The sequence below is a fragment of the Peribacillus sp. GL_122 genome (genome assembly GCF_057835005.1).
The window spans coordinates 5526211-5540100 of sequence record NZ_CM174415.1; the positions used below are offsets into that span (position 1 = coordinate 5526211).

The following is a 13890-nucleotide window of genomic DNA, read 5'->3' on the forward strand; positions in this document are numbered from 1 at the left end:
TATCGGTCATGAACATCAGTATCTTAAGGAAAAGGGACAGCATTAGGCAGAAGAATTTGTCTATATCGTAGGCTAGGTCAGATTTAAAGGAATGGTGTTAAATTCTCGATTAAAAGAAGAGGGCCTATTGCTCATCTGTACTAGAACTGCACGCACTTTCACTATGCCTCACGTTTGTCTGAACCTTAGACCCCTATCTTATGATGCGGATTTCCATCCGCTTTTTAGTTGAATTTGTGCCGTGGCAATTTATCCATATTATCAAGCATGATACCGGTTCCGATTGCTACACAATCCATTGGCTGCTCGGCAACAAGTACTGGGACCTTAAGTTCTTCAGCAAGGAGTAAATCAATCCCGTGAAGCAATGCTCCTCCGCCTGTTAAAATGACGCCGCGGTCGATGATATCAGCAGAAAGTTCTGGCGGTGTCCGCTCAAGCACGCTTTTTGCAGCTTGTACAATGATGGAAACCTGCTCGCGAAGAGCCTCCTCAATTTCTTCCGAGTTGACCGAAATGGTTCTAGGCAATCCCGATACCATATCGCGCCCACGGATATCGATGACTTCATTACGAGATCCAGGGAAGACGGTTGCAACCTGGATTTTAATGTTTTCCGCTGTTCGCTCACCAATAAGGAGCTTGTACTTCCGCTTGATATAATTTAAAATTTCATTATCGAATTTGTCACCGGCCATTTTGATAGAAGAAGATGTAACGATATCCCCCATTGAAAGAACGGCAATATCCGTTGTACCCCCGCCAATGTCTACGACCATATTGCCGCTTGGTTGAAAAATATCCATACCGGCACCGATAGCAGCCACTTTTGGTTCTTCTTCAAGGAATACTTTTTTCCCGCCGCTTTTTTCAGCAGCTTCTTTAATCGCTTTTTGTTCGACACTTGTTATGTTGGTCGGGCAGCAGATTAAAATTCTAGGCTTTGAAAGGAAGCCTTTCACATTCAATGTATTGATAAAATGCTTAAGCATCGATTCTGTTACATCAAAATCCGCAATGACACCGTCTTTTAAAGGACGGATTGCGATGATGTTTCCTGGAGTACGGCCTACCATTTTACGAGCTTCTTCCCCGACGGCAAGAACACGGTTCGTATTCTTATCAATCGCAACTACCGAAGGCTCATTTAACACAATTCCTTTACCTTTGACATGTATAAGAACATTGGCTGTTCCAAGATCTATCCCAATATCTCTAGCAAACATTTCTTAAATCCTCCTTGAATATCCTCACATATAACCTACTTCTGTCCTAATTGTTTATTTTACCATATTGCATTGGCACAAGTAAGTATGAATTATAAATAAACACTAATAAATACTATTATTCCCTTTTTTGCCAATATGTAAAAAAAATCGATGCCTTATGTACTAAATTTTCCGCATTTCCCCATAAAAAAAATCCCGGCATGGAACCGCAATCAAGGTTAAGAAAAAAGCTGACATTCACTTTCATGTCCCCTTATTCTGCCCCGATTGCCCTATTCACTTCCAATTGCCGGAATGATTCAAGTATCATTTAACGATTTCTTCTTCTCTTTCAGAACGTTTATATTTTAACTTTGTCGCTTCTCCACCTCTAAGGTGGCGAATGGATTTATGATAATCCAATATATCCTTCACTTCGTTAGCCAAATCAGGATTAATTTCCGGCAGCCTCTCAGTTAAGTCTTTATGAACCGTGCTTTTAGAGACTCCGAACTCTTTTGCAATGACGCGGACTGTTTTTCTAGTTTCCACGATATACTTTCCTATCTTGATAGTTCTTTCTTTGATGTAATCGTGCACACCACTCGACCTCCCCAAATTGGATGTGAGAAGTGTGAAATGAGATTCGTATTTTTCGAATCGAATACCGCTGCCCTATAAACAATGAAAGATAGAATTATTCACCTATTAGATAATTTGTAATAAACGATTCCTCACCTCAAACACTCTCTTTGCATGGTTTATAACATCTTATTAGCTTGGTTAAGAATATATGCCTAATGGGACAGGCGGTTTGGATATATTTCTGATTTTCATCTGTTTATTTTCATTAAGCGTAAATTATTTCCCGAGAAATTTGTCAGAAATTCAAAGGTTTCAGCATATTGACCAATATTTCCTCGAAAAAAAAAGGAAGCCGTTCAAAGTGAACGGCTTCCTTTTACCAAATTTTCAGTTGTTGTCATTCGTAACGCTCTAGGTTTTTGTTTTGATTTTATTAAAAATCTTAATCTTAATTAGATTGATTTAACGAATCTTTTAAGGAATCGCTGTCTTCAGTTGTATCTTCACCAGGGACAGAGCCTTCCTCATCAGTGCCACTCTCTAAATCAGTGCTCTCGTCAGTTTCGTCAACTGCAGGTGTTTCCTCTTTATCAGCTTCAGATCCTTCGACTGCAGGTGTTTCTTCTTTATCAGCTTCAGACCCTTCGACTGCAGGTGTTTCTTCTTTATTAGCTGAATCTTCAAGTTCGCTGCCTTCAGCTTCAGTTGCCGATTGAATCGCAGAAGCTTGTTTATCAACAAAATCAAGTGGGTTTAAAGCAATGTTATCTTTTCTGATTTCGAAGTGTACATGTACGCCAGCCTCTTCATTGATTTGGCTTTTTCCAGCTGTAGCAATTGCTTGTCCTTGTTTCACTTTGTCACCGACTGCAACCTTAATGTCTTTAACAGATTGATAACGGGTAACAACTCCATCTTCATGCTCTACTTCAACTAAATTTCCAAGTAACGCATCGTCTTGAACTTTCGTTACATTTCCACTTAAGGAAGCTTTTACATCGAAAGTCTTTCCATCTTCCATTGCAATGTCTATACCTTTGTTTTGCTCATATCTATTGTTGTAGAATACCAATGCTTCTTCTTGTGCCTTTTCATCCGCATTCACATCATAAAACTGTTTCTTGATAACCGTTTTGTCCGCATCGGCTACAGGCATCTTGATTGTCTCAAGATTACTATTAACCTCTACAGAAGGCTCACCATAGTTTTTTCCTGTTTCAGCTGATTCCTCTTTACCATCTTTAGCTGAATCGTCAAAACTATTTTGTAATAAGAAGGCCGCGGCTAAGATTATGGCTGCACTTGCGATATAGATTGCTGATAATGCCCAACGTTGTTTTAGTATACGTCGGATTGTGGAAGTTGGTTTCTTTTCTTCCTCTCTCATATTAATCACCTCAGCAATCATTCTGAACATTTTGTTAAGATTATATACATTCAGGAAAAAAATTTTTTAGATTTATTTTGTGGAAATGAAACCGATTTTATTCGTAGAATGGTAAAATGTTTGGTATCTTACTGTTGAAGGATGTTTAAATCATGAAAAAAGCTTTTAAACTTGTGTTAACGTTATTGCCCTTTCTATATATGATTGCCATTTGGATAATGTCGAGCAACCCCGATGATATGATTCTTGATCTTCCCTCATCCTCAATTGACCGATTTATCAAAGAGGCACTTCATCTGGTCGAATTTGCCCTTTTGTATATATTATTAGTTTCCGCCCTTGCTGCAAACCAAAAACTGAAGCCTGGTTTAAGCCTGTTGGCGGCACTTGTGGCTTGCCTTTACGGAGTTATTGATGAATACCACCAATCTTTCGTCCCATACCGCTCCTCTACCTTAATAGACGTCATTAAAGATATCATAGGAGTAGCAGCAGTCTATTTTCATGTCCAATATCATTATTTCAAGCGTGAACGGGGCTTTTTGACCATTATAGAAAAATTAAGCGCAAAAAAATGAGAGATGGGGATTCCCATCTCTCATTTTTTTGCTGTCATCGTATTCAGCCACTTATTTGAAGACTGAACTTTGACTCCTTTATAATAATATTTCACGATGTCTTCATAGGTTTTACCTTCCCTGGCCATGCCATTAGCACCGTATTGGCTCATTCCAACTCCGTGTCCGGATCCTTTTGTCGTGATGACAATCTGGTTGCCTTGACGCTCCCAGTCAAAATCGGATGATGTCAGCCCGAGCTTCTCACGAATCTGTTTTCCTGTCATTTTCTTTCCTGCGATTTCCACTACACCTACGCGATTACCTGATGTTCTTTCAATGACAGTCCCTATTGATGTTCCCGAAGAAAGACTTACACCCAGTTTTTTTTCAAAATCGGCAGTATCCACTACAACTTTATTATAAAATTTTGGTGATTCTTCTTTATCCCACGGACTGGATACACTTTTTAAATAGGGATAATCAGCTTGCCAATAGTCCTCGGAATTCTCCGTGTAGCCATTACTGGTCGAAAAAAAAGTGGCAGTAATCGGTTTTCCTTCATAGGTTAAAATTTGACCCGCAGTTTCTTTTATAGCCTTGTTAATTTTTTGCATCTTCGATTTATAATCAGAGCCCCACTGTTTTTTCAGCTCATCATTATTCTTATAAACTTGGTGCATGACCGTATCGCTTACATCGGCACCATCCGGCAAGCCCAATCGACTTTCGCTTATAAGCTGATTGACAATGTAAGTTCTCGCTGTCAATGCTTGAGCCTTCAGCGCTTCTTCTTCAAAATCCGCTGGCATTTCAGCCGCAACCACACCAGTCAAGTACGATTCAATCGGCAGTTTTTCAATCTTTTTTGCAGATGTTCGGTAAACGGCAACTTCTACGGAACTCATTTCATTTGCTGCTACCTCTTTACCCTCATTCTTCACTTTCTTTTCTAATTGTTCGGTCAACTGCCCACTTGTCTTATCATTTGAAAATGGAAGCACAAGCACTGCCGGAATCATGATAATTACGAATGCTACTGCTATGAATAGTACGATCATCGGTTTGATTGCTTTCAAATTCCTGAGCCTCCCTACACTTGTTTTCTCTGCCGTATATAATCGTATCCAGCAGGTATCTTTACATAACAAATGTATGTCGAAGGACAAGCTTTTATGAATAGAAAAACGACATCTATTTAACTGTAGTCGATGAATCCGGATCAAGACAAAAAAAACCATTCACGGTTCAATGACTCGAACGTGAATGGTTCTATAAGCTATTTATGCGTTTAAATCTGCAATTTTTTTTGTTTCAGCAGGTACATCTTCGTTAATACGTTCCACATCTGCACCTAGGGATGCCAATTTACCATGGAAATTCACGTACCCTCTGTCAAGATGCTTCAGTTCTGTAACACGTGTAATGCCATCTGCAACCAATCCAGTCAGGATGAGCGCTGCTGCGGCACGTAAATCTGTTGCAGCTACTTCAGCACCTTGAATGTTAGTTGGTCCATTAACGATAACGGAACGACCTTCTATTTTAATATTGGCATTCATGCGACGGAATTCCTCAACATGCATAAAACGGTTTTCGAAAACGGTCTCCGTAATCATACTTGTTCCTTCAGCACGCAGTAATAATGCCATCATTTGCGATTGCATATCAGTCGGGAAACCAGGATGCGGCATTGTTTTGATATCAATGGCCTTCAAGGTTTTTGGACCGATAACGCGTAATCCATCTTCTTCTTCAAGAATTTCAACGCCCATTTCCTCCATTTTAGCTATAAGGGAAGTAAGGTGTTCAGGTACAGCTCCTTGAACAAGAACATTGCCGCCAGTAAGAGCGGCCGCAGTCATGAATGTACCAGCTTCGATACGGTCAGGTATAATCGTATGTTCAGTGCCATATAATTTATCGACACCTTCGATTCTCATCGTACCAGTACCGGCACCTCTGACTTTGGCACCCATTTTATTAAGGAGATTCGCAAGATCTACAATTTCAGGCTCTTTGGCCACATTTTCAAGAATAGTTATACCTTCAGCAAGTGTTGCTGCCATCATGATGTTTTCAGTGGCACCCACACTCGGGAAGTCAAGATACACTCTTGCACCCTTAAGTCTGCCTTCTACCTCGGCATCAATGAAACCATTGCCGACCTTCACTTTTGCTCCCATCGCTTCAAAACCCTTTAAATGCTGGTCGATAGGACGTGATCCGATGGCACAGCCACCAGGAAGAGCAACACGGGCCCGGCCATTCCTTGCTAGTAATGAGCCCATCACTAAAACGGAAGCTCTCATTTTACGTACATATTCAAATGGTGCTTCTTCTAATAACTCTCTTGATGCATCTACAGTTACTTGATTGTCATGAAAGGCAACATCTGCATTTAAGTTGCGCAATACTTCATTGATTGTATATACATCGGAGAGCGTAGGAACATCTTTAATGATACTTTTCCCATCACTTGCTAATAATGTTGCAGCGATAACTGGCAAAACGGCGTTTTTAGCACCTTCTACTTTAACTGTCCCGCTAAGCCTTTTTCCGCCGCGGACGATGATTTTTTCCAAAAGTATTCCCCTCCGCGTCCATTTTCTCTATATTAATATTCAAACGTTATGATTGGTGTGCCAACTACAAAGTTCGTTCGGTCACCCAATCCTTCTGTCCGTAGCCCAAACTGCAAATTTAATTTTTCTTTTGTCAATGGTTGTTTAAACAAAGCTGAATGTGCAGATATAGATGTAAAGTTTGTTTCATGCACACTCTCAATTTCCCTTGCTTGGAACATATCTAACAGGTCTTCAGTTTTAGAGTTTAAAACCGAATCCATATTATCATTGATAGACCCTTTAATACAAGAAAAAATTGAAGGAGTTCCTATAAATAGGTCATTCACCCTGTTTTGGAACGTAGCAGTAAAAAATGCCGCATTGGCTTCCTTCCACTCTTTCCCCTCCACTTCGTAAATAACATAGGTAACTTTATCAAATTTCTCTTCCGTTGTCATTATTTTGATAGACTCGGTCAGACCTGAATCGACATTGTAAGTTAACGCCTCAGCCTTCCAGCCGGAAGCATCATCTTTCCGGTGCCATTGAAATTGAGGGTATTTTCGTTTTAAAGCTGTAACTTCGCTTTCAAACTCTTGTTTAGTTGTAATCTCTTTATTTATTTCTCTAGTGAGTACAGACCAATCCCCTATGTCCAAATCTTCATCTTTTTGTAACAGTCCCACCATTTTAACTATATCTGGTTTACTTTCTGCCACAATCGTACTATTCCCAATTAAAATCACCGTCAAACCGAGAAATACTATGTATGTTAACATTTTTTTGTTTAAATTAAACATGTTAAATCCCTCCCCTTTTACACATTCTTTCCATAAGGAGAGAGATCATACTTCAAGTTTTCCGACAATTGGTGACAACTTCCCCTTAAACTGGCAGGAAGCAAAAGCGAATACAAGAGAGTAGAATCATATTTTGCTATAAGAAAACTCTCACAGCTTATCAGTCATTACTAAACATATACGGAAGTTGGTTTGCAAATCCCAGGTAGTCGAGGAAGAAATTACTTACAACTGAACCGATGGCAACAGTTAATAAAATATATAAAACCCTGGCCTTGATGACCGAATTGGATCTTAACATTTTATCAAAATGTAATGCCTGTAAAGCCCACCAGGTAACTGCGATGAAAAACAAGTGTGCAATAATCCCTGTTAAAGCCTGCTGTCCCATTGCTGAAAACATGTACATACCTCCTAAAAGACACCCAAATTCTATTCTAACACAAAACTCCTGCATATTTGGAATTTAAAAGGAAGAATTGCAAAATATCTTTTTAAAACTGTAAATAGAGGCTTGATCCAATGGAACAAGCCTCTGATACAGGCATTATATCATTTACTCGAAATAAAGTCTGTAAATTCGCCAAATTGATCATGAATAAAATCAAAGGCAATATTTGGCGCCACCCCGAAAAGAATGGTGCCTATCACGCAAATGATCAACACGGCGTAAAGACCCGGACGAATTTTAATGACCTTCTCCGAATGAATGGGTCGGAAAAAGACCTGCACCAATAATCCGAAATAATACACATAGGAAACAATGGTTCCTGCAATCATGATTCCCGCAAGGACAAAATGTCCAGGCTCCGTTATGAATGTTCCTAGAAAAATATTGAGTTTGCCAATGAAACCTGTCGTCCCGGGAATTCCAGCAAGCGCCAGGATAAATACGGTGAATGCCATGGCAAGATACGGTGATTTCCTCCCCAGCCCTGCAAGAATGCTAATATCTTCTGACCCACTTTGACTGGAGAGCAGCTGAATGACTGCAAATACACCTATATTCATCAATACATAAGCCATTAGATAAAACCAGACAGTATCCAGCAGGAAATATCCCCCGCCCAATGTTGCCACTGCTACAAGCAGGTAACCCGCATGGGCGATGCTTGAATAGGCGAACAATCGTTTTAAATTTTGCTGCCTTAACGCAACCACATTTCCAATGATGATCGTCAGCCCCGCCAATGAAGCTATATAGATATTATTCTTTTCCAAAAAGTCGAGCGCTCCGAACGTATCACCCGAAGCTGTTAGGAATAACGAGAGAAAAATGCGCAGGATGATGATGAAACCCGCCATTTTCGAAATTACACTCAAGAAGGCTGTGACCGGTGTCGGTGCCCCCTCATAGACATCCGGCGCCCACATATGAAATGGGGCGGCAGCTATCTTGAAGGATACACCGACAAATACCATGAAGAAAGCGAGTCCCATAATGTATTGCAGCTGGCCGTCCGTCATTGCGGCCATCGTCCGGCTCATTTCGCCTAGATTGACGGAACCGGTCACTCCATATAAATAGCTCATTCCGAATAAAGTGATCGCTGTGGAAATGCCTCCGTTTATCACATACTTCATGGACGCTTCGTTGGACTTTCGATCATGCTTGCGTATTCCGACCAATATATAAGATGAAAGTGAAAGAAGTTCCAGTCCAACGAACAGCGTTATCAAATCACCGCTTGAGGACATGACCATCGCTCCAAGCAAAGCGGTCAGGAACAGATAATAAAATTCCCCCCGGTGCTCCCGCAGCCCCTCTCGCGGTTCATATCCTTCAGCCAGAAGGATGATTAGGGCCGCTCCGAATAAAAGCAGCAGCTTAAAAGCTTTTGCAAATGAATCTAAACGAAACGTATCGGATAAGATACTGACCGTCTCAAAGGATAGCAGGCTAATTAGTGACAAACATGCCAAAATGATTCCGGTTAACGCGAGCCATGCCAGTTTTCTCCGATCAAAGTGCTTCGGCCAGAATAGATCCAATATCGAAAGAAACATGGCCGTTCCAAGGATGATGAATTCCGGCATCATCGCTCCCCAATCATAAGAAAGCATCGTGTTCCAATCCATCCTTCATCGCCCCCCTAGAGCTAGCATCATGGCTTCAATCGTTCCTTGAAGAGGCCCGCCTAACAAATTTGGGTATACCCCGACAGTTATTATCAAACCGAGAAGAACCAATGCCGGCAAAAACTCCCAGCCCCTAAGGTCCCGTTTCTCTGTTTCTATCAAGCTATCATTTTTTCCAAAAGTCATCAGCATGACCGCCCTCAGTACATAAACAGCGGTTAATACCAGCCCGATCACACCTATTGCCGCAAGCAACGGCTGACTTTTGAATAAGCCAAGAAATACCATGAATTCACTGATGAAGCCGGACATGCCGGGCAAACCGAGTGAAGCCAGCCCGCTAGCTAACATAAATCCTGAAAAAATCGGCATCGACTTGGCCAATCCCCCAAGCTTAGGAAGCATCGTGGTTCCCGTCCGCTCATACAGCACTCCCACCAGGAAAAACAACAAAGCGGCAATTAGCCCGTGTGAGATGACTTGAAAAATAGCTCCCTGAATGCCCGCTTCATTCAAGGCTCCCAGCCCCATCATGACTATACCCATATGTGAGATTGACGAGTAAGCTAAAACGAGCTTGAAATCCGTTTGTACCAACGCTAGAAATGCACCATATAAAAAACTGAGGACCCCAAACAGGACAATGGTAAAGGCCAAGCTTTTATATTGTTCAGGAAATATCCCCATTCCAAACCGGATGATTCCATATGCCCCTATTTTCAATAGGACACCCGCATGTATCATGACTATGGATGGAGGTGCTTCTGCATGGACCCGCACCATCCAGCTGTGAAGGGGAAAGACGGGCAGCTTTATCGCAAATGCAACGAGAAAGGCGAGACATAAACCATATTTCATCGAACCGGATATGGGTGCAAAAAGCGAAACACCGCCCATTGTCATCATCTGTGTCAATGCCGCAATGTTAGTCGTACCTGTCCTGGCAAACAAAATCAAAATGGCCACCAATAAAACGGCCGAACCAATGCCATTATAAATCAGAAAACTATAAGAAGCTTTCTCCCTCTCCAGAAAGCCCCATCTACCAATTAAAAAGAAAGCAGGAATCAATGTCATTTCAAAAAAGATGAAAAAAAGGATCAAATTTTCTGCCGTGAAGACACCGAGCATTCCGATCTCCAGGATCAAAAATAACAAATAATACCCTTTCCAATCTTTTTTTATATAAATGGACGCGATTGCGGCCAGTGATGAAATGATTGTTGTCAGTAATATGAAGATGAGGCTTAATCCATCCAGCCCCAACTCAAAGTCAACCGTGAAGAGCTTGGGATCATACATCTCCAAGTTCCCAAACCTGATCCAATTCAACTTAATGTCAAATAAGGATAGGGCCACACCCGAATAATATTGGCTGCATAGAAAGAACGAGAGGAAAAGGGGAGGCAGTGTTCCGAAAAAGCCAAATTGTTTAATCGTCCTTTCCTCTTTTTTCGGCATAAGGGCAACCATCACTATGCCCAGCAGCGGTGAAAACACTAAAAGCGAGAGCAAATAGACATTCATCTTAGATACCCCCCAGTCACTGCAAAAATCACCAACAGTACCGCAAGTCCCAGAAAGGCTATCATGCCATATTGCTGTACCTGTCCCGTTTGCAGTTTAGACCCTATTTTCCCCAATCCTTCTATTGAACTTGTTACAGTGGAAACCAGGCCACCGATAATGAACCTTTCAATATAAGATAGGAATATACTAAAGCCTTTGATTGCATAACCTGCAGTAAGGTGGTAAATCTCATCTATATAATACTTATTTTCCAAAACCCTATATACCCCGGAGTTTTCTTTGACAAGCCATTCCCGAGGTAACTTCTTTTTAGCGTATATCATATAAGCAAGGTATATCCCGGCCAGCGATACAAGCACGGCCATCAACATGATCCAAACGGGCCCCTCACTATGGCTGGCGCCTAGAAGAGTTTCATTTCCCTCCACAAGCCACTCCCCAAGGAAAGTTCCAAACCACGGTGTTTGGAAATACCCACCGATTACAGCAAGCAACGCCAATGCGAGCATCGGAATTAACATGATGGAAGGTGATTCCTTGACCTGTTTTACTTGACTGCGCGAGTCGCCTGCAAATATCATGAAAAACAGCCGGAACATATAAAACGCAGTTAAAAAGGAGGTAACCACCGCTAGACCAAACAATATATAACTACCATTCTCCCAGGCAGCCATCAGAATTTCATCTTTACTGAAAAAACCCGAGAGCAACGGAAACCCCGATATCGCCAAAGTGCCAGTCAAGAACAGCGGCCCAGTCCAATTCAACTTACCCCATAGACCGCCCATCTTTTCCATATCCTGTGTATGTATAGCGTGAATAACACTGCCTGCCGCCAAAAACAGCAATGCTTTAAAAAAGGCATGGGTCATTAAATGAAACACCCCGGCCACATATCCCGAAGTACCCAAAGCAAGCATCATAAAACCGAGCTGAGAGATTGTCGAATAGGCCAATACACGCTTAACATCCTTTTGCACTATGGCAATGCTTGCGGCAAATATGGCTGTAATTCCACCTGTTATTGCTACGACCTGCATCGCAGCAGAACTAGCCATGAATAACGGAAACATGGCCGCCACCAGGTAAACCCCTGCAGCAACCATGGTTGCTGCGTGTATCAATGCGGAAACCGGAGTCGGGCCTTCCATTGCATCCGGAAGCCATGTGTGAAGCGGAAATTGTCCAGACTTCCCAACCGCACCGATAAAAATCAAAATAGCGATTAAAGTCAGTTTTCCACTTGATATCATGCCCGATTGAAAGGCTTGAAAGATCTCTCCATATTCAAAGCTGCCTGTTTCCCAGAATAGAAGAATGATGCCGATTAAGAGCCCTACATCCCCAATCCTGGTCATGATGAATGCCTTCTTCGCTGCAGCCTTAGCTTCCAGTTTATAAAAGTAAAACCCGATGAGCAGGAAAGAACCCACCCCGACCAATTCCCAGAAGATATAAAGCTGTAATAAATTAGGTGCCATGACTAGACCAAGCATGGCAAAGGTGAAGAAGCCCAGATAAGCATAAAAAATGGAGAATCGCACTTCACCCTTCATATACCCCTTCGAATATATCTGGACAAGCAGGCTGACAAGGGAAACGATCACAAGCATCAAGGCATTAAGCTGATTGATTTCGAATCCGGCTGTAAGTTGTGTCCCTCCGAAGGAAAGCCAATCTATCGATATATTATAAGTAGGTTCTTTAAATCGTTCTATCAGGACAAGCAACGATAAAACAAACGAAGCCAATGTACATATTATTCCTATAAAAGCTCCTCGTTCCCGCAACCGCCCGCCTGATAGAAGCAGAACCAGAAACGTGACGAGTGGAAAGATCGGTATGAGCCATGCGTGCTCCATCATCGTATCAAATCCCCTTCTTCATTTATATAAACCTTCAATTCTTCATTATTTCCATTTCATCGACATTGACCGTCTTCCGATTGCGATAAAGGGACATTAGTATAGCCAGCCCTACAGCTGCCTCGGCCGCAGCAATCGTAATCGTGAATAAGGAAAAAACTTGACCCGTAATGGATGGCGTTACCCCGAATTTACTGAAGGCGACTAAATTGATATTCGCGGCGTTCAGCATCAGCTCGATTGAAATCAAAACAATGACCGCATTTCTTTTCGTCAAGGCACCATACAGCCCTATACAAAATAAAACGAGTGCCAATACAAGGTAAGCCGACAAGGGAACTCCCGTCATGATCGATCTCCCTCCTCATCATCTTTTTTAGCCAATACGATGGCACCGACTAAAGCAACAAGCAGGAGTACCGACATCACTTCAAATGGAATCACATATTTTGAAAAAAGTTCGATTCCTATTTGCTTTGTATTTTCCTCATGCAAGGCCGTTGGCTGTACAGGTATATCCAGATTATAAATCCCCAGATAAACCGCCACGGCGAATCCAGCAATCGCTGCGAGCAAGGAAAATTTCCCCCAGCCCCCTTTAGCAGGTGCATCATTTTCCTGGTGCTTTGTCAGCATAATCCCGAATAGCATCACGATCGTGATTGCCCCTGAATAAATAAGGATTTGGACAATGGCGACAAACTCAGCCGAAAGCAACATATAAATGCCTGCAATGCCCAAGAAAGTAAAAACAAGTGCAATTACCATGTGCACCACTTTTGTTAAGGTAATCAGCAGCACCCCGCCTAATATCGCGACGAGTGCCAAACCAATAAAGGCAATTAATTCACCCGACAAACTCATACTTTATTCACCTTCCGGATATTTTCATCATTTTCATCCAGCCACTCCAGATTTTTAAATAGATGATCACGGCTATACTCTGCCAGCTCAAATTGATTCGTCATCACGATCGCTTCTGTAGGGCAGACCTCCGTACATAAATCACATAAAATGCAAATCTCGAAATTGATGTCATACGTATCGATGATTTTCCCTTTTTTCGATGGGTCCGGATGTTTCTTACCAGTTAATTGAATACAATCCGTTGGACAAATCGTCACGCATTGATTGCATACAATACACTTTTCAGGATAGAATTTTTGGATTCCGCGGAATCGGTCAGGGAGCGGAAGCGGCTCATTCGGGTAGTCATAGGTCACTTTTTTCCTCGTCAAGTTCTTTAATGTATAGGTTAAACCTTTTGCTAAACCAAGCATATAAATCCCTCGCTTTCCGACCAGCTTATGTT

The 13890-nt window shown here is 41.8% G+C and carries 14 protein-coding genes; 1 reads left to right on the top strand and 13 read right to left on the bottom strand.

Annotation, left to right across the window (positions count from 1 at the left end; all coding sequences use genetic code 11):
• Window positions 1-224 precede the first annotated feature (224 nt).
• The 3 genes from AC3ISB_RS26915 to spoIIQ form a co-directional block, all read right to left on the bottom strand.
• Entirely contained in the window at window positions 225-1226 is a 1002-nt protein-coding gene (locus AC3ISB_RS26915; protein WP_076368333.1) for a rod shape-determining protein, read from the bottom strand.
• A 309-nt stretch (window positions 1227-1535) separates the two neighbouring features.
• Window positions 1536-1808, bottom strand: a complete 273-nt coding sequence (gene spoIIID, locus AC3ISB_RS26920; protein WP_034315767.1) for a sporulation transcriptional regulator SpoIIID — start codon at window positions 1806-1808, stop codon at window positions 1536-1538.
• A gap of 433 nt (window positions 1809-2241) precedes the next feature.
• Window positions 2242-3180, bottom strand: a complete 939-nt coding sequence (gene spoIIQ / locus AC3ISB_RS26925; protein WP_141992305.1) for a stage II sporulation protein SpoIIQ — start codon at window positions 3178-3180, stop codon at window positions 2242-2244.
• A 152-nt stretch (window positions 3181-3332) separates the two neighbouring features.
• On the opposite strand from spoIIQ, the gene AC3ISB_RS26930 reads away from it, so the two are divergent.
• Window positions 3333-3758, top strand: a complete 426-nt coding sequence (locus AC3ISB_RS26930) for a VanZ family protein (protein WP_076368335.1) — start codon at window positions 3333-3335, stop codon at window positions 3756-3758.
• Between the two features lie 20 nt (window positions 3759-3778).
• Here the strand turns inward: AC3ISB_RS26930 and spoIID are convergent, their stop codons facing one another.
• From spoIID to nuoI, 10 genes are all read right to left on the bottom strand, one after another.
• Window positions 3779-4816, bottom strand: coding sequence for a stage II sporulation protein D (gene spoIID / locus AC3ISB_RS26935; RefSeq protein WP_260397942.1), 1038 nt, complete (start codon window positions 4814-4816; stop codon window positions 3779-3781).
• A 204-nt stretch (window positions 4817-5020) separates the two neighbouring features.
• Complete coding sequence (gene murA / locus AC3ISB_RS26940) at window positions 5021-6322, bottom strand: UDP-N-acetylglucosamine 1-carboxyvinyltransferase (protein ID WP_098371638.1); 1302 nt, start codon at window positions 6320-6322, stop codon at window positions 5021-5023.
• A gap of 32 nt (window positions 6323-6354) precedes the next feature.
• Window positions 6355-7104, bottom strand: a complete 750-nt coding sequence (locus tag AC3ISB_RS26945; protein WP_489275086.1) for a YwmB family TATA-box binding protein — start codon at window positions 7102-7104, stop codon at window positions 6355-6357.
• Between the two features lie 160 nt (window positions 7105-7264).
• Window positions 7265-7507: a DUF1146 family protein gene (locus tag AC3ISB_RS26950; protein WP_034315776.1), complete on the bottom strand. Its 243-nt coding sequence runs from the start codon at window positions 7505-7507 to the stop codon at window positions 7265-7267.
• Window positions 7508-7656: 149 nt separating this feature from the next.
• Window positions 7657-9183 carry an NADH-quinone oxidoreductase subunit NuoN gene (gene nuoN / locus AC3ISB_RS26955; RefSeq protein ID WP_480339269.1) on the bottom strand — a complete coding sequence of 509 codons (1527 nt, stop codon included), beginning with the start codon at window positions 9181-9183 and terminating at the stop codon, window positions 7657-7659.
• 3 nt (window positions 9184-9186) lie between these two features.
• The gene (locus tag AC3ISB_RS26960) at window positions 9187-10710 is read right to left on the bottom strand and encodes a complex I subunit 4 family protein (RefSeq protein WP_141992306.1); all 1524 of its coding nucleotides are present in this window, start codon (window positions 10708-10710) and stop codon (window positions 9187-9189) included.
• Window positions 10707-12578 carry an NADH-quinone oxidoreductase subunit L gene (gene nuoL, locus AC3ISB_RS26965; protein ID WP_489275088.1) on the bottom strand — a complete coding sequence of 624 codons (1872 nt, stop codon included), beginning with the start codon at window positions 12576-12578 and terminating at the stop codon, window positions 10707-10709. Before nuoL ends, AC3ISB_RS26960 begins: the two co-directional genes overlap by 4 nt.
• A gap of 34 nt (window positions 12579-12612) precedes the next feature.
• A complete protein-coding gene (gene nuoK, locus AC3ISB_RS26970) occupies window positions 12613-12927 on the bottom strand; it encodes an NADH-quinone oxidoreductase subunit NuoK (RefSeq protein WP_098371643.1) in 315 nt (104 codons plus the stop codon).
• Window positions 12924-13442: an NADH-quinone oxidoreductase subunit J gene (locus AC3ISB_RS26975; RefSeq protein ID WP_076368342.1), complete on the bottom strand. Its 519-nt coding sequence runs from the start codon at window positions 13440-13442 to the stop codon at window positions 12924-12926. The genes nuoK and AC3ISB_RS26975 overlap by 4 nt, the downstream gene beginning before the upstream one ends.
• Window positions 13439-13858 (bottom strand): NADH-quinone oxidoreductase subunit NuoI, encoded by a 420-nt coding sequence (nuoI, locus tag AC3ISB_RS26980; RefSeq protein ID WP_048685828.1) that lies wholly within the window; start codon window positions 13856-13858, stop codon window positions 13439-13441. Before nuoI ends, AC3ISB_RS26975 begins: the two co-directional genes overlap by 4 nt.
• Window positions 13859-13890 lie beyond the last annotated feature (32 nt).

What these genes read in the sequence shown, in the direction of transcription:
- AC3ISB_RS26945 (WP_489275086.1), bottom strand. Translation starts at nt 7,104, where the DNA reads ATGTTTAATTTAAACAAAAAAATGTTAACATACATAGTATTTCTCGGT.
- nuoK (WP_098371643.1), bottom strand. Translation starts at nt 12,927, where the DNA reads ATGACGGGAGTTCCCTTGTCGGCTTACCTTGTATTGGCACTCGTTTTA.
- AC3ISB_RS26915 (WP_076368333.1), bottom strand. Translation starts at nt 1,226, where the DNA reads ATGTTTGCTAGAGATATTGGGATAGATCTTGGAACAGCCAATGTTCTT.
- AC3ISB_RS26950 (WP_034315776.1), bottom strand. Translation starts at nt 7,507, where the DNA reads ATGTTTTCAGCAATGGGACAGCAGGCTTTAACAGGGATTATTGCACAC.
- nuoL (WP_489275088.1), bottom strand. Translation starts at nt 12,578, where the DNA reads ATGATGGAGCACGCATGGCTCATACCGATCTTTCCACTCGTCACGTTT.
- AC3ISB_RS26930 (WP_076368335.1), top strand. Translation starts at nt 3,333, where the DNA reads ATGAAAAAAGCTTTTAAACTTGTGTTAACGTTATTGCCCTTTCTATAT.
- nuoI (WP_048685828.1), bottom strand. Translation starts at nt 13,858, where the DNA reads ATGCTTGGTTTAGCAAAAGGTTTAACCTATACATTAAAGAACTTGACG.
- AC3ISB_RS26960 (WP_141992306.1), bottom strand. Translation starts at nt 10,710, where the DNA reads ATGAATGTCTATTTGCTCTCGCTTTTAGTGTTTTCACCGCTGCTGGGC.
- spoIIQ (WP_141992305.1), bottom strand. Translation starts at nt 3,180, where the DNA reads ATGAGAGAGGAAGAAAAGAAACCAACTTCCACAATCCGACGTATACTA.
- nuoN (WP_480339269.1), bottom strand. Translation starts at nt 9,183, where the DNA reads ATGGATTGGAACACGATGCTTTCTTATGATTGGGGAGCGATGATGCCG.
- AC3ISB_RS26975 (WP_076368342.1), bottom strand. Translation starts at nt 13,442, where the DNA reads ATGAGTTTGTCGGGTGAATTAATTGCCTTTATTGGTTTGGCACTCGTC.